The sequence below is a fragment of the Clostridium sp. D33t1_170424_F3 genome, assembly GCF_015667585.1.
Lineage (GTDB): Bacteria > Bacillota > Clostridia > Oscillospirales > Acutalibacteraceae > Anaeromassilibacillus.
Window position 1 is genome coordinate 156896 of sequence record NZ_JADPEG010000002.1, and the last position, 24677, is coordinate 181572.

A 24677-nucleotide genomic window follows, 5' to 3' on the forward strand; every position below is an offset into this window, starting at 1 on the left:
ATTTTCCAGAAAAAAAGGGTAGGCTTATTAAAGCGGTACTCCGCAGAAAGGAATGTTTTACCAAACGATGGATTGGCTAAGACGGTTTATGATGGACCGGTACGGTACGGATCAGCTTGGAATCGCGCTGATGGTTTTCTATCTGTTTCTTATTCTTTTGGCGTCGCTCACCGGCGCGTGGATACTGCGGCTGCTTGCGCTGGCCGTGCTGATTCTCTGCTTATTCCGCATTCTCTCCCGCAACAGAAGCAAGCGGTACCAGGAAAATCTGCAGTTTATGCAGGTCTGGACGCCGGTGAAAGCCTGGTTTCAAGGCCTGACGCAACGCGCAAAGGACGCCCGGACGCACAAATATTATCACTGCCCGAAATGCAAAAACACCCTGCGTGTGCCGAGGGGCAAGGGAAAAATACAGATTACCTGCCCCGTATGCCGTACGGAATTTATTAAAAAAACTTGAAAAAGCGGAAGGATTTGCAGTCCTTCCGCCTTTTTGGGTCATTGCACATTTGACAGCTTCCGACAGGTAATTACATGAACGGATGGATAAAATCATTTCGCGTCACATCGTATGTCGCATAAACTTGTATAGCATTTTGATAATTGTGATCATATAAAGTAATCCTATAAGTAATATTGGTTACATTCCCAACCCTCCCAGACAGTGAAAACGTCGCGACCGGGCCTCCCGGACGAAGCATGCTGCCAACGGAATCTAAATTAGGGCTGAATTCTGCCACAATATAATATGGCTCATATGCAGGATTATTTGTGGCGTCCACAAGCATCTCGCCATAAAAAATCTCGTCATAATAACTGAAATTATAAAAAGATATATTTACCTGATCCACCGTGATAGTACGGCTAGTTGGTTCTAATACCGTCAAAGCATCATTCGTAACATCATAACGAACCGTAATACTTTGTTTGGTTTCCCAATTGGAATCCAAAAAATCTATGCGCAGATCCATCGGCTGGTCGGTTGTAGGTATATTCATTGGGAATGCATTATAAGTTCCAGGTTTATAGGTCTCTCCGCTTCCTACTCCCGGTCCATATACTTTTGTTCCTGAATACTGAGCATCGGGATCGTAGCCTATCACAACTAATTCCCTGGAAAATGTACCCGGGCCGTTGTCGCGATTGTTCACCATAATTTCTGTACCGTTCACCCAAACTCTCGCCGAATCAGATACAATTCGCGCCGACGCTGAAGCCGGGACAAAGCAAATCCCCACCACCATTGCGAAACACAACACCATGCTGACCAACGAACGCGAAAACCTCTTTTTCATTTTGTTCCCTCCTAAACATTTTCCCATATTCTTTCCTGAATTTTTTAGCCCAATTTTATTATAGTATTTTTAACTAAAACAGTCAACATATTTCACTATTTATATTCAATATATTAATAGTTTTTGTTTAAATCTTTACCGCATTAGAATGCCCGGACACGGAAACCGGACAACAATATAGATTCTCCGCAATAAACGCGGAAAGGCTGCGGGAAGACATTCCCGCAGCCTTTTGTTTTTTCTCCTGCTCCACCGCACCGGAGGAATATTTATATCAGCTCTAAAATTTCACATTCCAATACATCCGCGATCCGCTTCAGTACTCGAACGCTCGGTTCCGCCTCGCAGTGCTCCCATTGATACAACTCCGCCTGCGATACCTCCAGGCGTTCGGCAAGCTCCGCACGCGTCAGCTTGGCCCGCTCCCTTTGACGCAGGATTTTTTTATCCCGTTCGAGCAGAATCGCAAGCTTTTTCTTTTCGTCAACTAAAAGCGGGCAATCGTTATGATTTTGCAGCCCGCAGCGCGCTCCTTCCGGGTTCAGGAGAATCGGCACGCCGTCCTGCGCGCTCAGCTCATATCCTTCCGGCAGTACGTAATCTTTGCCGCCGTCGTCCTCTCCCCGGCAGCAAATGTCCTCTTCATCCCACGGCACCAAAGAGTAATCCACGCCCAGCAATGCGCTGTCTTCCGCATGGAAACATTCTGTCCGATACAAAGTAATGGTTTTCATTTACAGCTCCTCCAAAATCTCCGCAGCACATTTGACCAGCTCACCGCAGGGGCGTTTTTTATAGTATTCCCCTGTACGGGCGCTGGGATTCGGATCTGTTCCCGCATCGCTCACACCCGTCAGCAGCTCGCGGCAGACGATGGATCCGTTTTCTTCCCGGTATTTCTGCGCAAGCTTTTGAATCTCCGCATACAGCTCTCTCTTTTCCTGCACTGCCTTCGGGTTACTGTAACCTTTTTTCATACTTGCTACAAACACCATCCCGGACACCGCGCCGCAGACCTCGCGCATGCGCCCCATCCCGCCGCCAAATCCGGATACCAGTTTCATGGCTGTATCAAAATCGAGCTCCAGCTCGTCCGCATACGCGCCGACAACCGCCTGCGCACAATTGTAACCCTGCTCAAACAGCTTCTTTGCCCGCTCGCCCTTTTCACTCATTTTTGCCAGCTCCTTTTTGCCGTGTATGGTTTGAAAAACAATGGTGAACCTAACCGATATAATAACATAAACCCTGTTTGGATGCAATTTCCTCTTGACTTCCATTTGCATGACGTTTATACTAATGTTATCGAACAAATGTTTTACATTCTCCATTTGGAGGTTCTTATGACTACATTGGAAAAACTGACGATCCTCACCGACGCGGCAAAATACGACGTCGCCTGCACCTCCAGCGGCGTGGACCGCGGCGGGGAAGCCGGCAGCCTGGGCAGCGCCGTCAAAGCGGGTATCTGCCACAGCTTTGCATCCGATGGGCGGTGCATTTCCCTGCTCAAAGTGCTGATGACGAATTCCTGTATTTACAACTGCAAATACTGCGTCAACCGCCGGTCCCACGATACGCCCCGCGCCGCGTTCACCCCGCGCGAGCTGGCGGACCTGACCATCGGCTTTTACCGGCGTAATTATATAGAGGGGCTTTTCCTCAGCTCCGGCGTTCTGAAAAATCCGGACTATACCTGTGAGCTGTTGATTCAGACGCTGAAGCTGCTGCGGGAAGAGTACCGCTTCCGCGGTTATATCCACGTCAAAGCCATCCCCGGCGCGGATGAAAAACTGTTGAGCCAATTGGGGATGCTGGCGGACCGCATGAGCGTCAACATTGAGCTGCCGTCTGAAACCAGCCTGAAGCTGCTGGCGCCCGACAAATCCAAAACGTCGATCCTCAAGCCGATGGGCCTGATCTCTGGAAAAATCCAGGAAAACCGGCACGATCTGATTCAATACCGCCACGCGCCGAAATTCGCGCCCGCAGGCCAGAGCACCCAGATGATCATTGGCGCAACGCCCGACACCGACTGGAAAATCCTGCGTCTGACGGAGGGACTGTACAAAAAGTATCAGCTGAAACGGGTTTTTTATTCGGCGTATATGCCGGTATCGGAAAACGCGCTGCTCCCGCCGATGGGGACCAAGCCGCCGCTTTTGCGGGAACACCGCCTGTATCAGGCGGACTGGCTGCTGCGCTTTTACGGCTTCACCGCAGACGAACTGCTCGACGAGGAGCACCAGAGCTTCCATCCGCTGGTGGACCCCAAATGCGGTTGGGCGCTGAACCATATGGAGCAATTCCCTGTGGAAGTCAACCAAGCGCCGCTGGAACTGCTTTTGCGCGTCCCGGGTATCGGCGTGCGCAGCGCGCGGCGCATCCGGAAAGCACGGCAGAGCGGCTCCCTTGACTTTGCAGGATTGAAAAAAATCGGCGTGGTGCTCAAACGCGCACAGTATTTTATCACCTGCTCCGGAAAAATGCGCGAAGGACTTAAATTTACGCCGGAGTCTGTGCTCCGCGCCCTCATCTCAGAGGAAAAACAAAAGCTTGCGGAGGATGTGCCGGAACAGCTTTCTTTTTTCTCTGGCACATCCAGCAATAAGGGACATCCCGCGGAGGGATTTTCCGGTAAACTGATACAATGAGGAATAGCCAATGAACACCAGAACCAACCTTTCCTATTGCTATGACGGCAGTTTTGAGGGCTTTCTCTGCTGCGTCTTTGAAAGCTACACCAAGCGTGAGGTTCCAACGCTGATCTACCCATGTGAGGAACCGCAGTGCTCCCTGTACCCGGAGAAACAGATCGAAACCGATCCGGCGCATGCGGAGCGCGTCTTTGCATCTTTGGTAAACAAAATTTCTGAGGAAGCCTGTGAACTGGTCCAGTTGGGCTTTTTGACCTGCCTGCCGCAAAAAGAACTTTTGCTCTACCGTTTTATCCGCATGGGATACCGGCACGGCGCGGCAGTCGTCAACTGGCTGGCGGACGAAACAGTCCACTCCCTGCGCAAAGCGGTACAGTTTGCGACGCATGAAGCGCATATGCTGTGCGGTTTCGTCCGCTTTTCCGAGCAAAACGGGACGCTTGCCTCCATCATAACGCCGAAAAACTGGGTGCTGCCATTGATGAGGGACCATTTTTGCAGCCGGTACAACGCGGAAACCTTTCTGATTTACGACAAAACACATCAAATGGCGTTGGTTCATCAGCCGGGCAAAACAGAGATTTTTCCATTGGAACGGTTTTCGCTGGAAGAAGCGGACGGCACAGAGGCACAGTTCCGCAGACTGTGGAAGCGCTTTTACGACACCATCGGAATCGAGGGCCGCTACAACCCGAAATGCCGCATGACGCATATGCCGAACCGCTATTGGGAAAACATGACGGAGTTCCAGGAGCCGGCGCTCCCCTCCGGAAAAAAGGATTTCCATCCCTTTGCAAAGGCCTCTGACGCATGTCTCCCCTGACGCGCCGCACGCATTTTCTTGCTTTTTCAGAATGCCTGTGTTAGCATGAAGAAAAATGGAAAAGAGGTGTGCCGCACATGGTGGACCCGCACTATCTGCGCCTGCTGGCAAGGGAATACCCGAACGCCGACGCTGCCGCGTCGGAAATCATCAATTTGAACGCCATCCGATACCTGCCCAAGGGCACGGAGTATTTTTTCAGCGACCTGCACGGGGAATACGAAGCCTTCGGCTATCTGCTGAACAGCGCCTCCGGCATCATACGCGACAAAATCGAATGGCTCTTTCAAAAATCGGTGGGACTTTCGGACCGGGAAGAGCTGGCGGACCTGATTTATAAGCCGGAACCCGTTCTGGGCGCTAAAGAAAAGGGAACGGACGCCTACCACGAGTGGTGCCGCATCACCATTTACCGGCTGGTGCAGGTCTGTAAGACTGTTTCTTCCAAATATACGCGCTCCAAGGTGCGCAAGAAAATGCCGGAACAGTTCGCTTATATCATCGACGAGCTGCTGCACGCCGATACGGAGGAAACCAAGGAGCAGTATTACGGGGAGATCATTCATTCCATTATTCGCACTGATATGGCGGAACCCTTCATCATCGCTATCAGCCGCCTGATCCGGCAATGCAGCATTGACATGCTGCACATCATCGGCGACATCTTCGACCGCGGTCCGCACGCGGACATCGTGATGGACGAGCTGATGGGCTATCATGATGTGGACATTCAGTGGGGCAACCATGACATCTCCTGGATGGGCGCGGCAACCGGCAACCTGGCGCTGGTCGCCAACGTGGTGCGTCTGGGCATCAGCTATAACAATTTTGACCTGCTGGAGGACGGCTACGGCATCAATCTGCGCGCGCTCTCCATGTTTGCCGCGGAGGTCTATCAGGACGATCCCTGCACCATCTTCACCCCGCACATCCTGGATGAAAATACATACGACCCGGTGGACATTCCGCTGGCAGCCAAAATGCACAAGGCGATTGCCATCATCCAGTTTAAGCTGGAAGGACAGCTCATCGCCCGCCATCCCGAATATCAAATGGAAGACCGCGTCCTTCTGGATAAAATCGATTTTCGTAAAGGAACCATCTTGATTCAGGGACAAACCTACGAACTGACGGACCGTCTCTTCCCCACGGTTTCTCCGGAACATCCGCTGGAGCTGACGCAGGCGGAGGAAGATTTGATCCACACGCTCGCCGTTTCGTTTGCTCACAGTGAACGGCTGGCCAAGCACATCAAATATCTGTACGCCCACGGCAGCATGTACAAATGCGTCAACTCCAATTTGTTGTATCACGGCTGCATTCCGATGACAGAAGACGGCGCTTTTGACTGCATCCCGTTTGGAGATGCTTCCCACTGCGGCAGAGAGCTGCTGGATTACATTGACGATCAGGTGCATCGCGCCTACTTCGCTGTATCCGGTTCTGCCGAGCAGCAAAACGCCAGCGACTTTCTATGGTACCTTTGGTGCGGGCCGAAATCGCCGCTGTTTGGCAAAAGCAAGCTTGCCGCTTTTGAGCGCTACTTCATTCTGGAACCGGAAACCCATATTGAGAAACGCAATCCCTATTACAGCCTGATCGAAAACCGGTCCACCTGCGAAAATATCCTGCGGGAATTCGGCCTGGACCCAGCCCGTTCCCATATTGTCAACGGGCATGTTCCGGTCAAAATCCGCCAGGGAGAAAGTCCGATCAAGGCGGGCGGCCTGTTATTTATCATCGACGGCGGCATCTCCAAAGCGTATCAGAAGCAGACCGGCATCGGCGGTTACACATTGATTTTCAACTCGCATCATCTGGCGCTGGCCCAGCACAAGCCATATGAACTGGCAAAACAGAACCTTTCTAAAAACGCGCCTTCCATGCAGATTGTGGAAATCATGCCGCGCCGTCTGACCGTAAACGATACCGACAACGGCAAAAGTATCGCCCGGCAGATTGAAGAACTGACGGAGCTGTTAAAAGCGTACCGGAGTGGGCAAATGAAAGAGCGCTGAGGAGCAAAACAGTATGGAATTTACATATCAAAGGGGCACTCTGGCAGATGTAGAGCTGCTGACCAAAGTGCGCATACAGGTTTTAAGAGCGGCAAACCAGCTTTCAGAGACAGAAGACCTCTCATTGGTCGAACAAACTTCCCGTGACTACTACTTGTCCAGCCTCTCCGATGGAAGCCATCTCGCTTATCTGGTTTTTCACGGGGAAACGGTCGCAGGCGCGGGCGGCGTCAGCTTTTACCGTGTAATGCCAACGTATCACAATCCGACGGGCCTGAAAGCGTATATTATGAATATGTACACGCATCCATCCTTCCGGCGCAAAGGTATCGCCTGGAATACGCTGCACTTGCTGGTCGAGGAAGCAAAGACGCGGAACGCCGGCCTGATCTCTCTGGAAGCGACTGCTATGGGGAAGCCTCTCTATGAAAAATACGGTTTTATCCAGATGCAGGATGAATTATGGCTTCCGCAATTAATCAATTGAGCCCCGTGCTGCAACACGATTTTTGAAAGCATAAAAGCGCATTATTCACAAATGTATTTTATATGAAGACAACACGCGAACTGTTAAAGGAACTAAGAGAAGACAACGACCTGACGCAGCGTACGATCGCACAGGTTCTGGGGGTATCACAGCAGCAATATTCCCGATACGAAACCGGAAGCGCCGCGCTGCCGCTCCGGCATTTTATCAAGCTTGCCTATTACTATAATATCTCTGCGGATTATCTGATCGGCCGCCATGCGAATGCGGACAAACCGCTGGAAAATATTTACCTGACAAAGCACTGCACCTTTGAACAATTCAGCAGCGACATATTTTCTCTGAATGAACGAAGACGTCAAGCCGTGTTGGAATACACAAAACTGCAAAAGAGAAAGGACGGAAAACTTTAATCGGTTCATCCGCCCGATTTTATTCGCCAATTTACGTACAAACGCCGGCGGAGGAGCAGCATATGAAAAAAGACCTTTCCAAAATGTCCCTGCGGGAGCTTTGGGAGTTGTTTCCCATCTTCCTGACAGAACATCAGGCAATCTGGCGTGACTGGTATGATGCAGAAGCGCAGCGTCTGCAAACGCTTTTGCCCAAGGAAACCGTTATCCGCATCAGCCACATTGGGAGCACCGCTGTCCACGGCATCCGGGCAAAGCCGATTATTGACATCCTTATTGAAATAACAAACGACTGTAAAATGGAGCGTCTGTCTCCCATTCTAAGAGAAGCCGGTTATCTTTCGATGCACGCGGAAAATACGCGCGCATCTTTTAATAGGGGATACACACCCAACGGCTTTGCGGAGAAGGTTTTCCACCTGCATCTGCGGTACAAGGGCGATCACGACGAGCTGTATTTCCGGGATTACCTGAATGATCGCCCGGATACCGCCAAAGCTTATGAAACGCTAAAACTGCATTTATGGATGCAGTACGAGCACGACCGCGACGCCTACACCGCCGGTAAAACAGAATTTGTCACAACCTGTACAAAGCTGGCAAAAGCATTTTATGGGGATCGGTATAACTGACGTCTTATGCAATTGGAGGCCATCCGCCTTTGCCTACAAAACCGGCGGTTTGCTGAATGATTTACTCTTCTTCAATACTTGAGAATATCTGCGTCATGACAGCCATTTTTAATTATGACCCTGACTTTCTATATACAATTTGTATTATTCTTATTATATTATACTAAAGTAAAAACCGCACGGAATAATTCCGTGCGGTTTGCTGCTTAATTCAGAAATTTTTACGCCGGTTCCGATATATGCTCGCTGTAATGGTGCGCTTCCTCCAGCATCATATCCTTGACCTTCATCAGACGAATCTGCGTACTGCGCTCGTTTTCATCCAGCTTCATGGTAATATACTTGATATTCGCCTGCATCTGCGGAATCATCACGTGCTCCAGCGCGTTGACACGGCGGCGCGTCTTCTCAATCTCCGCGGCCATCAACTGACAGGACTTTTCACACTCCGCCAGCCGCAGCATCTCCGGCAGCAGGTCCGCAAGGGACTTTACCGCCGCGTCCAGATCGCTGGACGTAAAGGCGAAGCCGTAAGAATAGATGTCGTTTGCATCCGACGTCCGCGTCTGATAGGTAAACACCGGGATTTCCACACTCATGACATTGCGGTTTCCGCACTCCAGAGATACTTCCTGCTTGGGCGTCATCAGCGCCACGTCGAGAACCTGATCCTGCATGCCGGCGCGTGCCAGCACAAAATTCTGGTTGGCGGCGGCAATGCCGGCCTCCACTTTCTCACGCAGAGCTTTGTTTTCCCGTACCAGGTCGAGGAACTGGCGCATTAGCTCGTCGCGCTTGTCCTTAAGCAGTTTATGGCCCCGTACGGCCGTAATCAGTTTCTTTTTAAGACGCGTCAATTCCATACGCGTCGGGTTTACATGGGTAGCAGCCAAAGTCTTCATCCCCCCTGACGATGCAATTGGTTACTTGATGGGGCACTCCCAGGTTTTAAAAAAGCTCTGAATGCAAACTCTCCCTGCCCGGGAGCTTTGTCTTTCTGTCCCGCCCGGTACCGCTTTTGGCTTTCACCATGGTTCAGGGCGGGTCGTGCATGCAAACTCCCTTTGCCCGGGAGCTTTGTCTTTCCGTCCCGCCCGGTACCGCTTTTGACTTTCACGGTGGTTCAGGGCGGGCCGTGCATGCAAACTCAGTTTGCCTCGTAATACTGATCAAGGAAGACGTCCTTGATACGCTTCAGCTCGCTGCGGGGCAGGATGGACAACAGCTTCCAGCCGATGGCCAGCGTCTCTTCGATATCGCGGTTTGCGTCGTACCCCTGGGAGACATACTCCTGTTCAAAGGCGTCCGCAAACTTGGCATACAGTTTGTCAATATCCGTCAAAGCCGCTTCGCCCAGAATGGTCATGAGCTCCTTGGCCTCCTTGCCGCGTGCATATGCCGCAAAAAGCTGGTTCATCGTATTCGCATGGTCGGCGCGGGTTTTTCCCTCGCCGATACCCTTGTCCTTCAGACGGGACAGGGACGGCAGTACGTCGATCGGCGGCGTGACGCCCTTGCGGAACAGTTCACGGCTCAGGATAATCTGCCCTTCCGTGATATAGCCCGTCAGATCGGGGATCGGGTGGGTCTTATCGTCTTCGGGCATGGTCAGGATCGGGATCATTGTGATACTGCCGTTCTTGCCCTTCTGCCGTCCGGCGCGCTCATAGAGCGACGCAAGGTCCGTATACATGTAGCCCGGATAGCCGCGGCGGCCCGGTACTTCCTTGCGCGCAGCGGAGACTTCACGCAATGCGTCGGCATAGTTGGTGATGTCCGTCAGGATAACCAGCACGTGCATATTCTTCTCAAACGCGAGATACTCCGCGGCGGTCAGCGCCATACGCGGCGTCGCGATACGCTCAACCGCCGGGTCGTTCGCCAGGTTGACAAACATGACAGTACGGTCGATCGCGCCTGTCTCTTTAAAGCTTTGAATAAAGAAGTTTGACTCTTCAAACGTAATACCCATGGCGGCAAACACAACCGCAAACGGCTCGCTTGTCCCGCGCACCTTTGCCTGACGCGCAATCTGCGCCGCCAGATTGGCGTGCGGCAAACCGCTGGCGGAGAAAATCGGCAGCTTCTGCCCGCGCACCAGCGTGTTCAGGCCGTCGATGGCGGAGATCCCTGTCTGAATAAACTCCTGCGGATAGTTGCGCGCCGCCGGATTCATCGGCAGGCCGTTGATGTCCATGCGCTTGTCCGGCAGAATCTCCGGGCCGCCGTCGATCGGACGGCCCAGGCCGTCGAACACGCGGCTGAGCATGTCTTCGGAAACGCCCAATTCCATGCTGCGGCCCAGAAATCGCACCTTGCTGTTGCTCAGGTTGATGCCGGTGGAGCTTTCAAAGAGCTGCATCAGCGCGTTGCCGCCGTCGATCTCCAGGACCTTGCAGCGGCGCTTTTCCCCGCTGAACAGCTCAATTTCGCCCAGTTCGTTGTACGTGACGCCTTCCACGCCGCGCACCAGCATCAGAGGACCCGCAACCTCCTGTATCGTCCGGTATTCCTTTGGCATTTAGAAGTCCTCCTTTTGCGAAAGCTCTTCAATCTGTTTGGAAAGCGCTTTCAAAATTGCCTGGTATTCGCTCTGCATCTCTTTTTCTTCAATATATTTGAAGCGGCCGATGCGCTCACGCACGGGCAGCTTGACCAGATCGTCCACAGAAACGCCCTTGTCCAGCGCTTCCACCGCCTGGTCATAATAATCCAGCACCAGCTGCATCATTGTGAACTGCTTGGGAAGAGGCGTATAGGTGTCCGTCTCATGGAAAGCATCCTGATGCAGGAAGTCTTCGCGGATGGAACGGGAAGCCTCCAGCTTGAGGCGGTCCGGCGCGGAAAGCGCGTCCATACCGACCAGCTGTACAATTTCGTTCAGCTCGGCTTCCTCCTGCAGCAGGCGCATCAAACGGCCGCGCAGGTTCATCCAGTCTGGATTCACTTTATCGTTAAACCAGTTCCGCATGGTATCCACATAGAGGGAATAGCTGGTCAGCCAGTTGACCGCCGGGAAATGGCGTTTATACGCCAGATCGGAGTCCAGGCTCCAGAAGACTTTGACGATACGCAGCGTCGCCTGCGAGACCGGCTCGGAAATATCGCCGCCCGGAGGGGAAACCGCGCCGATTACGGAGAGCGCCCCCTCCCGGTTTTCGCTGCCGACGGTCACGACGCGGCCCGCGCGCTCGTAGAACTGCGCCAAACGGCTGCCCAGATACGCCGGGTATCCTTCTTCACCGGGCATTTCCTCCAGACGTCCGGACATCTCACGCAGCGCTTCCGCCCAGCGGGAGGTGGAGTCCGCCATCAGCGCGACGGAATAGCCCATATCGCGGAAATATTCCGCGATGGTGATGCCGGTATAGATGGACGCCTCACGCGCCGCAACGGGCATATCGGAGGTGTTGGCAATCAGCACGGTGCGTTCCATCAGAGAGAAACCCGTCTTCGGATCCTTCAGCTCCGGGAACTCGTTCAAAACGTCCGTCATTTCGTTGCCGCGCTCGCCGCAGCCGATATAGACAACGATGTCCGCCTCCGCCCATTTTGCCAGCTGGTGCTGCACAACGGTCTTTCCGCTGCCAAACGGGCCGGGGACTGCCGCCACGCCGCCTTTTGCAATCGGGAACAGCGTATCAATGACGCGCTGGCCCGTCACCAACGGCATATCCGGGGAGAGCTTCTGCTGATATGGACGGCCCACGCGGACCGGCCATTTCTGCATCAATGCAATATTCTGGCTCAAGCCGTTCGGGGTATCCACCACTGCGACGGTCTCGTCAATGGCGTAGTCGCCCTCCTTGATGGAGCGCAGCTTGCCCATCAGGCCGTTCGGCACCATAATTTTGTGCAGGACGATCTCCGTCTCCTGCACGGTGCCGATGATGTCGCCGCCCGTCACCTTGTCGCCCGCCTTTTTCAGCGGTTTAAAATGCCATTTCTTTTTATGATCCAGCGCGGGAATTTCCACGCCGCGCTTCAGGCTGTTGCCGGTCGCCTTCATGATCTCCTCCAGCGGGCGCTGGATTCCATCGAAGATGCTGCCGATCAGGCCCGGACCGAGCTCCACGGAGAGCGGCGCGCCGGTGGATTCCACCGGTTCGCCCGGGCCAAGCCCGGAGGTCTCCTCGTAAACCTGGACGGAAGCCTGGTCGCCGTGTATCTCAATGATTTCACCGATGAGCCGCTGTTCGCTGACGCGCACCACGTCGAACATGTTCGCGTCGCGCATGCCCTCGGCGATGACCAGCGGTCCGGCAACCTTTTTAATGGTTCCTTTGCTCATTGTTCTGATCTTTCCTTTCTGTGGGACTGCGCCCCAGAGTGCTGACGAAACCCGCCGGGCTTCCCCGGCAGGAACTTATTGATTGAAGATAATATCGGAGCCGACCGCCTGCTCGACGCTTTTCTTCACCGCGCGGACGCCCATGCCCGTGTTGCCGGACACGCCCGGAATCAGAATGATTGCGGGAAGCATCTGCTCGCGGTACCGGTCGATCTCGGTTTCCAGGGAAGCCGCCAGCGCCTCGGTGATATACACCACCGCATAGTCCTGCTCCGCGAAGGACCGCAGCCGGCGCGCCGCCTCCACCGGGTCCGCCACCGGATAGGTGTCAAGCCCCAGAGCCGCGAAGCCGTAAATGCTGTCCCGGTCCCCCATCACTGCAATTTTATACATGGCTCTCCCCCTAGTTCACATACATTTCCCGCAATCGCTCCCGGATGGATTCCATCCGCAGCTGGTTGAGCTTGCCGGAGAGAATCACCCGCACCGTTTTGATCTCGTTCTCCCTGGCCAGCACATAGGCCGCCAGAGGCGCGAGGGTAAACGGATTGTACTGCTGCGGGCGGATGCGCCGGATAATCAGGTTATCGCACCAGCGCTCAAAGGCGGAGGGCGATTCCTTCAGCTCCTGCACCGCGTCGGCGTACGGCGTTGCGGACAGATAGCTGTAGATGGCTTCCTGCCCCTCCACCGCAGCCTGCGCCAGCTTCGCGGTATCCAGCGTATCGCAGTCCGCCAATGCGCGCCGGACAAAGTCCAGCGATTTGCCGGTTTTCTGCGCGCGCACCGCAACCTTGATGTCCGCCGCGGCCACTGTCAATTCCGCATATTCTTTGATTACCGCGTTGTCGGCGGCTTTCCCCGCCGCATGGATCGCGTCGAGCGCCGCTTTGTCAATAATCACATCGCAAAGCTGTCCGTCGCGCGTATGCAGCAGCAGGTCGAACGCTTCCTTCGCCGGGGCGCGCATGGCCTCCGGCAAAAGGGTGTAGTCCTGCTCTTGAATGGCTTTCAATATCGTTTCCCATTCCACGGCGCCGTGGGTAAAAAAGGCCTCCGGCATTTCCGTGTTGGTAAAGACCAGTTTGATCGCCGCTTTCAGATTATGATAATCATTTTGATAGAGGAATACGTCGAACACGGAGAGATCGTCCACCAGTTCTTCCATCAGCGCCCAGGTTTTCTCCTGTTCGCCCGTGAGAATCTGCTCCGCGCTCTGCGCGCTTCCGTCGCCCCAGCCCTTGTCCGCCAGAAGCTGAAGGCACTCTTCATAGGTGCGCGCCGCAAGAAGCTGTTCCAGAAACATCCCGTTCAGCAGGGACATCTCCTTGGAGCGGATGCGCGCCACCGCATAGGTATACTGCTTTTCCGCCATATCAGTGCCCTCCCGGGAAGAGCAGCGCGTGAATTTCGTCCTGCAAACCTTCCTTCGCGGCGTCGAACAGCGCCGAGAACGAGCAGTTCTGTTCGATCCCGCCGTAGGTCAATACAAAACCGCCGTCGATGTTCCGCGTCTCCCCGGAGAGCGTCAGCTTTGCGCCGGCGGGGACCGCCTTTTCCAGCCGGGAGGCAAAATCCTTCGGCAGGCGCTGCAAGTCCTTTTGGTTGAATAAAATCTCCCCGTCCTGAGGCAGGGCGTATTTTTTTACCATTTTTAAAATATTGGAGAAGTATTCCTCCGGCGGCAGCTCTACCGCGGCCTGCAGCGCGCGCTCCATCGTCTCGCCGATGATCTGCTGCTTCGCCGCAAGGACGCTTTTTCTCTTTTGCAGAGCAGCGGCGGACACGGCGCGCTCCCGCATCGCCTTTGCCTCGTCCTTCGCGCGGTTAATGGTCTCTTCCCCCTGCACCGCGCCTTGAACCTTTGCGTCCTGCCGAATTTGAAACGCCTGATTTTCCGCGTCTTCCAGCACAGCCGCAGCGGACGCCGCGGCATCGTCCTCAATTTGTTTGATGATCTTTTCGAGTCCAGTCATGAGCAGCGCTCCTTTTCCAATTCATTTTTCCCAATCGGGGCGCTGGTTCTTATACCGGCAGGCCGCCGATGCCTGTGATTGCCAGAATGGAAACGAGAAGCGCGAGAATCGCATAGGTTTCAACCATGGCCGGGAAGATAATCGCTTTGCCCAGCTGGTCCGGGCGCTTGGATACCAGGCCGATGCAGGCGACCGCCGCACGGCTCTGTTTGAGAGCGGACCAGTAGCCGACGATTGCCATCGGCAGACAGGCCAGCAGATACAGGAAGCCCTTTGCCAGGGACATTTGCACGTTTCCGCCGAGGATACCGATCTGAGACAATGTGATAAATGCGATCAGCAGGCCGTAGATGCCCTGCGTACCGGGCAGCAGCTGCAAAATCAAAACTTTACCGAACTTGGACGGGTCCTCCGTCACAACGCCCGCGGCCGCCTCGCCCGCGCGTCCCACGCCGACCGCAGAACCTGCGCCGGCCATAAGCGCCGCCAAAACCGCACCCAGCAAAGCCAGAACAACACCGAAATTTTCCATGATTATTTTTCCTCCCTGATTTTGTAATATTTTGTATGAATGCCGAAGGGCGAAAATTTGCGTCCGCCGCCCTCGTAAAATTTGCCGAAGAATTCCACAAACTGCAGACGGTTCGTATGCACATACGCGCCCAGCAGGTTGATGCCGATATTCAGCACATGGCCCAGAATAAAGACGATGATGAACAGGATTGCGCCGCCGACTCCGCCGCCGCCCATACTGCCCATCTGGTTGATCACCGTGGCGATTACGCCGGTGGCCAGGCCGAGCGCCAGCAGGCGGGAATAGGAGAGGATGTCGCTCAGATAGCCCGTCACGTTGTACAGGCCGTACAAGCCCTTGAGCAGCCGCTTCGCCGGGTTGCGGGATTCACGTCCCGCCGTAAAGACGATGCCGACCGCGCCGATGCCCGCCACCGCGGCGGCTATATTCCCCGCAAGGGGAGGCAGGATAAAACCAAGCTGTGCGATGTCCACAAACATCTGGCTGGACAGCATAAACACAATCGCACCCGTCAGAAGCATATACCAGAAGATGACGTCGTAAAGCGCATCCTTGTACTTTTTCTGCTTCCAGAGCTGGATAAACTGCATTGCCAGTCCGACAAACAGATGAATTACGCCGACCAGCAGCGAGAACATCAGCATGCGCATGGGCTCCTTGATCGGCTCAAACCAGAGCGGCCCAAGGACGATCTCTTTTCCGAAAAACGTGCGGGAAATCACCGCTGTGGCGTCCCCAAAGAAGCCGCCGAACAGAAAGCCCCAGATGGTGGTGGAAACGCCGCAGAAAAAGAACATCCGCAGCGACTTGCGCATCCCGTTCTCCATGTTCTTAAATTTCCACAATGCCAGACCGCAGCCGATGACCATCAGCAGTCCATAGGCTGCGTCCGAGAGCATCATGCCGAATAGAAAATAATAGAAAATTGCCATAATGGACGTGGGGTCGATCTCATGTTTTCCGGGAAGGCTGAACGATTCCAGAACGCCCTCCACGGGTTCCGCAAACTTGTTGTTCTGCAGCAGGACCGGGACGTCCTCGTCCTCCGAGGGTATGCTCAGTTCCACCGCCGCGTCGAATTTTTCTTCCAGCTCCTTGGAGAGCCTGTCCGCGTCGCGCGCCGGGATATAACCGGTCAGCACGAATGTGCGCCGGGACTGCATCAGGCGGCCGATGACCTCGTACTTCTCCTGCCGCATCGTCAGGTAATCCACCATGAATTTCATGGACTCCCGCCGGTCGGCATAGCCCTTGATCTCGTCCTCCGCGGCCTGCATGATCTTTTGCTGCTCGGCTACGCGGCCCTCCAGCGTTTTGACGCGCTCTGCGGGCGGCGTTTTGGAGGGCGCGGCAGGCCTTGCAAAGCCCAGCGTGCGCAGGGCGTCTTCCACGTTTGCCGCGTCGGGCTTCCGGCACAGCAGGAAAACGCAGGTCTGTTCGCGGGAGGAACTGATCACGTCCACCTGGACGGGCGTCTGCGGAAGCAGCTCCGCGAGCCGCTCCTCCAGCGCCGCCTGGTTCAGGTCCCCGGCCAGCGTGCCGATAAAAGCCGCCGTCGCCTTCGTCCCCTTGAACCGCATGGGCACGTCCAACGCCACCCAGGGGGTGAGCGCTTCGATCTGCGTTTCCAGCTTCTGGATGCTGCCGCGGGCGTCCGCGATGTCTTTGGAAAGCTCGTTGATCCGCAAAACGATGTGCAGGACCTTTTCGCTCTCCTCCGCAAACGCGTCGTACTCCGCCGCGTCGATTTCCTTGCGCCCCTCCAGAGAGGCAAACAGGGATTTCTTTTCCGACGCATACCGGTTCAGAACCTCCAGCGCCTGTCCGGACGCCACGATGTTTTTTTCAAACTGCGTTTTCTGCGCGGACATATCTGCCTGCTGGAATACGCTGTCCTCCTGTAAAACATCGTTGATTTCCACAACGCCGCGCCGCTGGATAAATTCCAGAATATGTTTGCGATGTTTCTTGAGACCGTATATGCTGATGCGCTGCATCTGCAATACCGCCATAAGTGCCATACCTCCTTTGCTTTGCACGGGAACCGGCTAACCCACCAGCTCCTTTAAAATCCGTGCAGCCGCTTCTTTTTCTTTTTTGCGCGCGCCGGCCTGCAAAGCTGAAATTTCCTCTTTGGTGCTCTGCTGGACCTTTATTGTCTCCGCCTCGCTCTGCTTCTGAGCCGCGTTGAGCGCCGCCTGCGCTTCCTTTTGCGCGTCGGCAGCGATCTCTGCCACGGTCTTTTCCGCATCGCTCCGGGCCTGCTTCAGGATTTCCTCCGCCCTTCGCGCGGCGTCGCGCTCCGCCTGTTCCGCTTTTTGCTCGGCCTCGCGCACGGCGTCGATCATCTGCTGTGCCATTGATTTTCACCCCCTGTATCGGTTACTATGAGCTCACCCGGCCGCACAGCTGCGGCCCTGCGCGCTTTTGATAAATCTGTAAAATCATATTCTTTTGGGATTCCCAAAATTATATTCATTGTACATGAAAATAGAGGAAAGTGCAACAACATAAACCAACTTATTTCTAAAAATCTTTCCATTTTGTACAATGTGTTTCATTTTGTCCGCTTTCCTGATAATATGACGAAACTCCGAACGGGATTCGCCGGTTTTCCATACAAAAAAGCTTGGAAAATCCCGCCGTTTTTTAAATATTTTTATCGAGCGCTTCCATTGATTTTAGTTTACTAAAGCGGTATAATTAATAACATTATAGTCTGCTCACAGAAGCAGTAATTTATAGGAGGTTGCACTACATATGAAACGCGTTTACAACTTTTCCGCGGGCCCCTCGATGCTGCCCGAAGCTGTTCTTCGCCGCGCTGCGGACGAAATGCTGGACTACCAGGGCAGCGGCCAATCTGTGATGGAAATGTCCCACCGCTCCAAGGTCTACGAGGGCATTATCAATTCTGCTGAAAGTCTGCTTCGCGAAGTGATGAATATCCCCGACAATTACAAGGTTTTGTTCTTGCAGGGCGGTGCATCCTCTCAATTTGCGATGGTGCCGATGAACCTGATGACCAAAAGCAACAAGGCGGATTTCGTCATCACCGGCCAGTGGGCCACCAAAGCGTATAAGGAAGCGGCCCGCTACGGCACGGCCAATATCGTGGCTTCCTCCAAGGACCAGACCTTCAACTATATCCCGGAGCTGGATTCTTCCACCTTCACCAAGGATGCGGACTACTTCCACATCTGCCTGAACAATACCATCTACGGCACCAAGTTCACCAAACTGCCGGAAACCGGCGATGTGCCGCTGGTGGCGGACATCTCCTCCTGCATCCTGAGCGAGCCGATTGACGTGAGCAAGTTTGGCATTCTGTATGCGGGCGCACAGAAGAATATGGGCCCCGCCGGCCTGACGGTCGTCATCATCCGCGAGGACCTCGTCGGCAATGCGATGGACATCACGCCCACCATGTTCAACTATCAGACGCACGTGGACAACGGTTCCATGTTCAACACCCCGCCGTGCTACAGCATCTACATGTGCATGCTGGTGCTCGACTGGATCAAGAACACCATGGGCGGCCTGGATGAGATGAAAAAATACAACGAGAAAAAGGCCGGTATCCTTTACGATTATCTGGACAGTTCCAAGATGTTCCGCGGCACCGTCGTCGCGAAGGACCGTTCCCTGATGAACGTCCCGTTCGTCACCGACAGCGAGGAGCTGAACGCCAAGTTCGTGAAAGAAGCCGCTGCAAACGACTTCGTCAACCTGAAGGGCCACCGTTCCGTCGGCGGCATGCGCGCTTCCATCTACAATGCAATGCCGATGGAAGGCGTGGAGAAACTGGTTGCCTTCATGAAGAAGTTTGAAGAAGAGAACGCGTAACAGGGCTGCATATTATAGGAAGATGGGAACCCATTAAATTTGAATGGTACAGGTGATTACAATGTTTAACGTTAAATGTTTGAATAAAATTTCCCCCGTGGGCACCAAGCGCTTCGGCGCAAATTACAACGTCGGCGAAGACGTGGAGAATCCGGAAGCCGTTCTGGTCCGCTCCGCTTCCATGCACGACATGGAGCTGCCGCAGAGCCTGCTGGCGATCGCCAGAGCGGGCGCGGGCGTCAACAATATCCCGCTGGACAAATGCAGCGAGGCGGGCATCTGCGTATTTAATACGCCCGGTGCAAACGCGAACGCCGTAAAAGAACTGGTGATTGCGGGCCTGCTGCTCTCCTCCCGGAAGGTTATCTCCGGCATCGAGTGGGCCAAGACCCTCAAGGGCAACGGCGCGGATGTGACCAAGATGGTCGAAAAAGGCAAGAGCGCGTTTGTCGGTCCGGAAATCAGCGGCAAGAAGCTCGGCGTCATCGGCCTCGGCGCAATCGGCATCCTGGTTGCTAACGCGGCGAAGAGCCTGGGCATGGAAGTTTACGGCTATGACCCGTATCTGAGCGTCGACGCGGCATGGGGCCTCTCCCGTTCCACCAAGCACGCCCAGACACTGGATGAAATATATGCGAACTGCGATTACATCACCATGCATGTGCCGCTCACCCCGGACACCAAGGAGATGATCAACGCAGAGAGCATCGCCAAGATGCAGGATAACGTCCGCATCCTGAATTTTGCCCGCGGCGATCTGGTGAACTCCGCCGACATCCTGAAGGCACTGGCGGACGGCAAGGTTTCCGCCTATGTCACCGACTTCCCGACCGACGAGATGCTTGGCGCGGAAGGCGTCATTGCCATCCCGCACCTCGGCGCTTCCACCCCGGAGAGCGAAGACAACTGCGCACGCATGGCGGCCGACGAGCTGAAGGATTACCTGGAGAACGGCAACATCACCCATTCTGTGAACCTGCCGAACGTCTCCATGCCGCGTGATCCGGCGTTCACCCGCGTATGCATCATCCATCGCAATGTTCCGAACACCATCGGTCAGTTGGCCGGCAAGCTTGCGGAGTTTGGCATCAACATCGAAAATATGCAGAGCAAGTCCCGCAAGGATTACGCCTATACGATTCTCGACGTTACCGGCGATCTCAACGGCAACGCCGCCAAAATGGAAGAATCTGCGGATATTGTGAAGGTCCGTGTGATCTGATTTCATTCAATATAAAATAATAAAACCAGCCTGCGGTAAAGAAATGTACCGCAGGCTGGTTTTTATTCACGCTCAAATTTATCCAGATACTTTTGCCTTTGTTCCTCCAGTAGATCTTCCGGTATGTCCACATAAATGCAGGTTTGACAACAGCCTAGGATGTCCAAATAAATGTTCTCCACTGTACAACTCTCATCCTCCCAATAAACACAAAAATAATTTTCACACCGCATGTTTTTTCTCCCTTTCACTTGTGTATTCCATTCATGATATGGGGATTTTATCCCTCTTATATATGATGATTATATACCTCATAATACAAGTATGCAAGCAAAAAGTGATATGAGGGAAGATATATGATTGTTTTTAATAAACTCTGGGACACAATGAAGGCAAAAGGCATATCGACGTACGTATTGAGGGAAGAATACAATGTAGAAAGCCGGACAATTCGGCGGCTTCGAGCAAATCAAAACGTTACAACAGATACGCTTAACAAGTTGTGTAAAATTCTGGATTGTGAACTTTGCGATGTGGCGGAATATATATCTGAATAGAATAACTTAAATAAAAAAATCCTGCTAAAGCTTAGCAGGATTTTTTATTTATAAAACAATATTTAAGCTCCGCCGGCAATGAAAAGCACGCCGCCCTCCCTGAGCCACTCAGGCATATGAGGAGTAGGGGGGCGTGAGTCGAAGTACCCCGGAGCCCACTCTCGCGCCCCCTAAAAAACCAATTGACACGCACAGGAAATAGACTAGCGGAAAACTGCCACTGTTTACCGCCGAAGGCGCGTCAGACGTTGCACGTCCTTTTGCTTACTTTTGTGGCAAGACGGACACGCAGTGTCTGACGCGCCTCCGGCGATGTTCTAAACAACAATCGCCGGAGGCATGAAAGACGTTGTACGTCCGTTCTCTGCGGAGAACGACAAAGGGCCCTGCCCTTTGATCCCGCCACCTTTTAGAAAGGTGGATAAACGCGTTTTAATCTCAAGCCTTTGCCGACCGCAGGTCAACCGCAATTTTACCACGGGCAATGACCATTTGAATCTTCAAATCTTTATCCAACACCACCAGGTCGGCGCGTTTCCCCACCTTGATACTGCCGATCTCGCCATCCTCATGGATCGCGCGCGCCGGATTGATGGTCGCGCTTTTGATTACCTGCTTAAACGGTACACCGAAATTGACCAGGTTACAGACTTCCTGATGAATATTTGTTGTCGAACCGGCAATTGTGCCGTCCTTCAGCCGGGCCTGTCCATCCTTGACATAGACCGTCTGACCGCCCAGCTCCGAGATACCGTCCGGCTCCCCGGCCGCACGCATGGAATCGCTGACGATAATGGAACGGTCCTCTCCCAACTGGCGGAACGTGATGCGCAGCACAGCGGGATTGATATGGAAGCCGTCGCAGATGATCTCCGCATGCACACGCTCGTCGTCAAACACCGCACCGACCACACCGGGATTGCGGTGCGTCATGCCGCTCATGGCGTTATACAGATGCGTCGCATGAGTGATGCCCAGATTGAACGCATGCTTTGCCTGCTCGTAGTCGGCGTCCGTATGCGCAATGGAAACCGTACAGAGCTTGCTGGCCTTCTTAATAAAGTCGTCCGCTCCCTCGCACTCCGGCGCAATATCGACCAGCTTGATAATACCGCCGCAGCCATCATAGAGCGTTTTAAACTCATTCCAATCTGGGTTACGGACATGCTCGCCCTTTTGCGCGCCCTTCTTATTAATGGAAATGAAAGGGCCTTCCATGTTCACACCGGCTATCGCCGCGCCAAACGGGCGGTCGTCCATACAAGCCTTGACCGTCGCCAGCGCCTCGGCAATCTCCTCATGGGAAACTGTCATCGTCGTCGGGCAGAAGGATGTGACGCCCTTCGTGACCAAATGCCCCGCCATCTTGGCAAGGCCCGCCGTGGAAGCATCGCAGGTGTCCGCCCCAACACAGGCGTGGATGTGGATGTCGACAAAGCCCGGTACCACACAGCACCCGCTCAGGTCCAGCTCTTCCTCCCCGCTCAGGTCGGGCGCAATATCCGCAATGCGGTCTCCCTCCACTGACAGGCAGGCATCCACCAACGTAAATGTATCGTCCATAATTTGTGCATTCTTCAAAATCACAGCAATCACCTCAATTTAGTTCTATAGTATCTTCATTATAGCGGAAAGGCTCTGCCGATACAACTCATAAAAGCTGGAATTCCAAAAGAATACACAATCCGACACCTGCGCGATAAGAAAAGACAAAAAGAAGGCGGGCCAATCGACCCGCCTTCTTTTTTATCCAAATAATGATCAGCCGTAGGCAATCTGCCCTTCACAATGGAGGACGACTTTGGAATCACCGGGCATTTGAGTGTAAAGTCCTGTCTTTTCACCCTTGTTTCCGATTGCCCACACCCGATAGGAATACACATTGCCATTCTTGCCCAAATACTGGGTCTTGAAAACCTTGCCGTTGCCGACCGTAAAGCTCGGCGCGTTATTGGTGCCGGTCACCGTCATCTGGACGTCATAGTAGCTTCCCTTGTAAACACCAAAGTTCACACTCGGATTGCAGAACGCCGAACCATTCGGGGAAGTCGAAACCGTCACCGGGAAAGAAGCGACATAAGCGCCGCTCGTAATTGTAATCGTAGCTGTTCCAGCGGATTTGCCCTGAATCTGATACAGGTATGCGTTGGTGTAACTCCCCTTCAGATCGGAACGGTTGGAACGGTCCGCCTGGAACTTCACCGCCACCACATTCGGGTTGCTGCTGGTACAGGTTGGCGTTGTAGAAGAATTTACTCTGGCGAGCGGATAATACACATTACCCACATTAAAGGAATAGGAGCTGGTATCCAGAGAGAGCACGCCGGAATTGGTAGTACCCCCACCGCTGCCGACTGTAACGGTCATCGTCGCAGCAGCCAAACCGGAAGAAGTAACTGTCAATGTAGCGGAACCCGCGGAAACGCCCCGAACTGTAACGGTGGAGCCGCTCTGGGTTACGCTGACCGCGCTGGAATTGGAAGATACGCTGTAGCTTCCGTTCGTCGGGTTGGTAACCGTAAAGCTGTTTGTCGCGCCGACTGCAACGCTCAGAGAGCTGACGCTCAAACGAACCGCCGCGCTGTAGGAATTGCCGAGATTGACAAAGTCAATGTCGTACTCTTTAGCATATTTCTCTGCGGCGGAACCGGCATAGCCCTTAATCGTGATAAAGTCCTCAAAGGCGTCATATCCGATGCGGGTAACATTCGGCGGAATTGTAATTTCGTCCAGCTCGTCACAACCTGCAAAAGCGCTGTCTCCAATGCTGGTCACCGCACTGCCGATGGTAACAGAACGCAAGTCACTGCATCCCTCAAAAGTGTTGTCTAAAATTTTTGTTAAACTTGAGGGCAGTGTAACGGAACGCAGGGAAGAACAGCCGCTGAACGCTTCCAAACCAATTTTCGTTATACTGTTTGCAAAAGTTACAGATGTCATTTCGTCCGCATCTGCAAAGGCGCGTTCTCCGATCTCCTTAACGCCCTCCTCCATGGAAATTCTTTTAATATCCGTGCCTTCAAAGGCTCCATCTGCAACAAGATCGATGCTATCAGGCAAGTAAATATTCTTACCGCTACCACCGTTTTCTAAAACGCTGCCATCACCTTTGCCGATTCGAGTAATTGTTCTGCTTCCAATTTTGTTCGGAATTGAAATGGATGATTTGGAATGATAGTACTCTCCATCGTCATCAATACTGACCACCGTGTATTTGCTATCAATTCTTTCCACATCATAAGCATCGTCTATCTTTGCAGCATAAGCAACCGTGCTGGTGAACGCCGTAACTGTCAATAAAGCGGACAGCGCCAACGACAGCAGTTTTTTTGCTCTTCTCATACTTTCCTCTCCTTGTCTAAAATGTTTCATAGGTTTTATCTGTTTTGGTAAATCCTATTATACCGTAGCACGTCAAATTATGCAAGGTTTCAGGCGGTTACACTTGTGTAATTTGCACTGGTAATATCTGTCTTGTTCGTCATCAAATTGAAAACGCTTTGTAATAACTTTTTGGCAACATAAAAAAGCCCTGCACAAACCGTGCAGGGCTTCACTATGCAATCCCGATTAGATCAGCTCAATAATCGCCATTTCCGCAGCGTCGCCGCGGCGCGGTCCAAGCTTCGTGATGCGGGTATAGCCGCCGTTGCGGTCCGCATACTTCGGGGCAATCTCTGTAAACAGCTTGTTTGTTACCGCTTCCTTCGTAACGAAGCCCATAACAAGGCGCTTGCTGTGCAGATCGTTTGTCTTTGCAATTGTAATCATCTTCTCTGCCAGGGAGCGGACTTCCTTCGCGCGGGTGACGGTTGTCTCGATCTTGCCGTTTTCAAGCAGGAACGTAACCATCGCGCGCAGCATAGCAGTTCTATGGCTGGTTGCTCTTCCGAGTTTTCTGGTTCCGGGCATCGAATATCACTCC

25 protein-coding genes are annotated in these 24677 nt (G+C 53.5%); 10 read left to right on the forward strand and 15 right to left on the reverse strand.

What is annotated here, in order from left to right; genetic code table 11:
* Positions 1-67 precede the first annotated feature (67 nt).
* Positions 68-460: a hypothetical protein gene (locus I4V53_RS02025; RefSeq protein WP_195983742.1), complete on the forward strand. Its 393-nt coding sequence runs from the start codon at positions 68-70 to the stop codon at positions 458-460.
* Positions 461-530: 70 nt separating this feature from the next.
* Here the strand turns inward: I4V53_RS02025 and I4V53_RS02030 are convergent, their stop codons facing one another.
* The 3 genes from I4V53_RS02030 to I4V53_RS02040 form a co-directional block, all read right to left on the reverse strand.
* The gene (locus I4V53_RS02030) at positions 531-1295 is read right to left on the reverse strand and encodes a hypothetical protein (RefSeq protein WP_195983743.1); all 765 of its coding nucleotides are present in this window, start codon (positions 1293-1295) and stop codon (positions 531-533) included.
* 269 nt (positions 1296-1564) lie between these two features.
* On the reverse strand, positions 1565-2029 hold the full coding sequence (locus I4V53_RS02035; protein WP_195983744.1) for a helix-turn-helix domain-containing protein: 465 nt from the start codon (positions 2027-2029) through the stop codon (positions 1565-1567).
* Complete coding sequence (locus I4V53_RS02040; RefSeq protein WP_195983745.1) at positions 2030-2470, reverse strand: C-GCAxxG-C-C family protein; 441 nt, start codon at positions 2468-2470, stop codon at positions 2030-2032.
* Between the two features lie 168 nt (positions 2471-2638).
* Between I4V53_RS02040 and I4V53_RS02045 the strand changes: the two genes are divergently transcribed.
* The 6 genes from I4V53_RS02045 (at position 2639) to I4V53_RS02070 (ending at position 8325) form a co-directional block, all read left to right on the forward strand.
* Entirely contained in the window at positions 2639-3949 is a 1311-nt protein-coding gene (locus tag I4V53_RS02045; protein ID WP_195983746.1) for a putative DNA modification/repair radical SAM protein, read from the forward strand.
* Between the two features lie 10 nt (positions 3950-3959).
* Positions 3960-4775: a TIGR03915 family putative DNA repair protein gene (locus I4V53_RS02050; protein ID WP_195983747.1), complete on the forward strand. Its 816-nt coding sequence runs from the start codon at positions 3960-3962 to the stop codon at positions 4773-4775.
* 77 nt (positions 4776-4852) lie between these two features.
* Positions 4853-6793 (forward strand): fructose-1,6-bisphosphatase, encoded by a 1941-nt coding sequence (locus tag I4V53_RS02055; protein WP_195983748.1) that lies wholly within the window; start codon positions 4853-4855, stop codon positions 6791-6793.
* A gap of 13 nt (positions 6794-6806) precedes the next feature.
* Entirely contained in the window at positions 6807-7280 is a 474-nt protein-coding gene (locus tag I4V53_RS02060; RefSeq protein WP_195983749.1) for a GNAT family N-acetyltransferase, read from the forward strand.
* A 62-nt stretch (positions 7281-7342) separates the two neighbouring features.
* Positions 7343-7693 carry a helix-turn-helix domain-containing protein gene (locus I4V53_RS02065; protein ID WP_195983750.1) on the forward strand — a complete coding sequence of 117 codons (351 nt, stop codon included), beginning with the start codon at positions 7343-7345 and terminating at the stop codon, positions 7691-7693.
* A 62-nt stretch (positions 7694-7755) separates the two neighbouring features.
* Entirely contained in the window at positions 7756-8325 is a 570-nt protein-coding gene (locus I4V53_RS02070; RefSeq protein WP_195983751.1) for a GrpB family protein, read from the forward strand.
* 221 nt (positions 8326-8546) lie between these two features.
* Here the strand turns inward: I4V53_RS02070 and I4V53_RS02075 are convergent, their stop codons facing one another.
* The 9 genes from I4V53_RS02075 to I4V53_RS02115 all read right to left on the reverse strand — a co-directional run bounded on the left by I4V53_RS02075 (position 8547) and on the right by I4V53_RS02115 (position 17487).
* Entirely contained in the window at positions 8547-9218 is a 672-nt protein-coding gene (locus I4V53_RS02075; RefSeq protein WP_195983837.1) for a V-type ATP synthase subunit D, read from the reverse strand.
* A gap of 254 nt (positions 9219-9472) precedes the next feature.
* The gene (locus I4V53_RS02080) at positions 9473-10846 is read right to left on the reverse strand and encodes a V-type ATP synthase subunit B (protein WP_195983752.1); all 1374 of its coding nucleotides are present in this window, start codon (positions 10844-10846) and stop codon (positions 9473-9475) included.
* On the reverse strand, positions 10847-12616 hold the full coding sequence (locus tag I4V53_RS02085; RefSeq protein WP_195983753.1) for a V-type ATP synthase subunit A: 1770 nt from the start codon (positions 12614-12616) through the stop codon (positions 10847-10849).
* 75 nt (positions 12617-12691) lie between these two features.
* Positions 12692-13009, reverse strand: coding sequence for a V-type ATP synthase subunit F (locus I4V53_RS02090; RefSeq protein WP_050698885.1), 318 nt, complete (start codon positions 13007-13009; stop codon positions 12692-12694).
* 10 nt (positions 13010-13019) lie between these two features.
* Positions 13020-13991, reverse strand: a complete 972-nt coding sequence (locus I4V53_RS02095) for a V0D/AC39 family V-type ATPase subunit (RefSeq protein WP_195983754.1) — start codon at positions 13989-13991, stop codon at positions 13020-13022.
* A 1-nt stretch (position 13992) separates the two neighbouring features.
* Positions 13993-14592: a V-type ATP synthase subunit E gene (locus I4V53_RS02100; protein ID WP_195983755.1), complete on the reverse strand. Its 600-nt coding sequence runs from the start codon at positions 14590-14592 to the stop codon at positions 13993-13995.
* Between the two features lie 49 nt (positions 14593-14641).
* Positions 14642-15124, reverse strand: a complete 483-nt coding sequence (locus tag I4V53_RS02105) for a V-type ATP synthase subunit K (RefSeq protein WP_195983756.1) — start codon at positions 15122-15124, stop codon at positions 14642-14644.
* Between the two features lie 2 nt (positions 15125-15126).
* Positions 15127-17139, reverse strand: a complete 2013-nt coding sequence (locus I4V53_RS02110; protein WP_195983757.1) for a V-type ATP synthase subunit I — start codon at positions 17137-17139, stop codon at positions 15127-15129.
* A 36-nt stretch (positions 17140-17175) separates the two neighbouring features.
* Positions 17176-17487 carry a hypothetical protein gene (locus I4V53_RS02115; RefSeq protein WP_195983758.1) on the reverse strand — a complete coding sequence of 104 codons (312 nt, stop codon included), beginning with the start codon at positions 17485-17487 and terminating at the stop codon, positions 17176-17178.
* A gap of 400 nt (positions 17488-17887) precedes the next feature.
* Between I4V53_RS02115 and serC the strand changes: the two genes are divergently transcribed.
* From serC to I4V53_RS02130, 3 genes are all read left to right on the forward strand, one after another.
* Positions 17888-18973: a 3-phosphoserine/phosphohydroxythreonine transaminase gene (serC, locus tag I4V53_RS02120; protein WP_195983759.1), complete on the forward strand. Its 1086-nt coding sequence runs from the start codon at positions 17888-17890 to the stop codon at positions 18971-18973.
* Positions 18974-19034: 61 nt separating this feature from the next.
* The gene (locus I4V53_RS02125) at positions 19035-20195 is read left to right on the forward strand and encodes a 3-phosphoglycerate dehydrogenase family protein (protein WP_195983760.1); all 1161 of its coding nucleotides are present in this window, start codon (positions 19035-19037) and stop codon (positions 20193-20195) included.
* A gap of 356 nt (positions 20196-20551) precedes the next feature.
* Positions 20552-20752, forward strand: a complete 201-nt coding sequence (locus I4V53_RS02130; protein WP_195983761.1) for a helix-turn-helix domain-containing protein — start codon at positions 20552-20554, stop codon at positions 20750-20752.
* 438 nt (positions 20753-21190) lie between these two features.
* On the opposite strand, the gene nagA is transcribed toward I4V53_RS02130, so the two are convergent.
* The 3 genes from nagA to rplQ all read right to left on the reverse strand — a co-directional run bounded on the left by nagA (position 21191) and on the right by rplQ (position 24664).
* Positions 21191-22348 carry an N-acetylglucosamine-6-phosphate deacetylase gene (gene nagA / locus I4V53_RS02135; protein ID WP_353616459.1) on the reverse strand — a complete coding sequence of 386 codons (1158 nt, stop codon included), beginning with the start codon at positions 22346-22348 and terminating at the stop codon, positions 21191-21193.
* A 165-nt stretch (positions 22349-22513) separates the two neighbouring features.
* Complete coding sequence (locus I4V53_RS02140; protein ID WP_195983763.1) at positions 22514-24094, reverse strand: leucine-rich repeat domain-containing protein; 1581 nt, start codon at positions 24092-24094, stop codon at positions 22514-22516.
* Between the two features lie 228 nt (positions 24095-24322).
* Positions 24323-24664, reverse strand: a complete 342-nt coding sequence (rplQ, locus tag I4V53_RS02145) for a 50S ribosomal protein L17 (protein WP_054324043.1) — start codon at positions 24662-24664, stop codon at positions 24323-24325.
* Positions 24665-24677 lie beyond the last annotated feature (13 nt).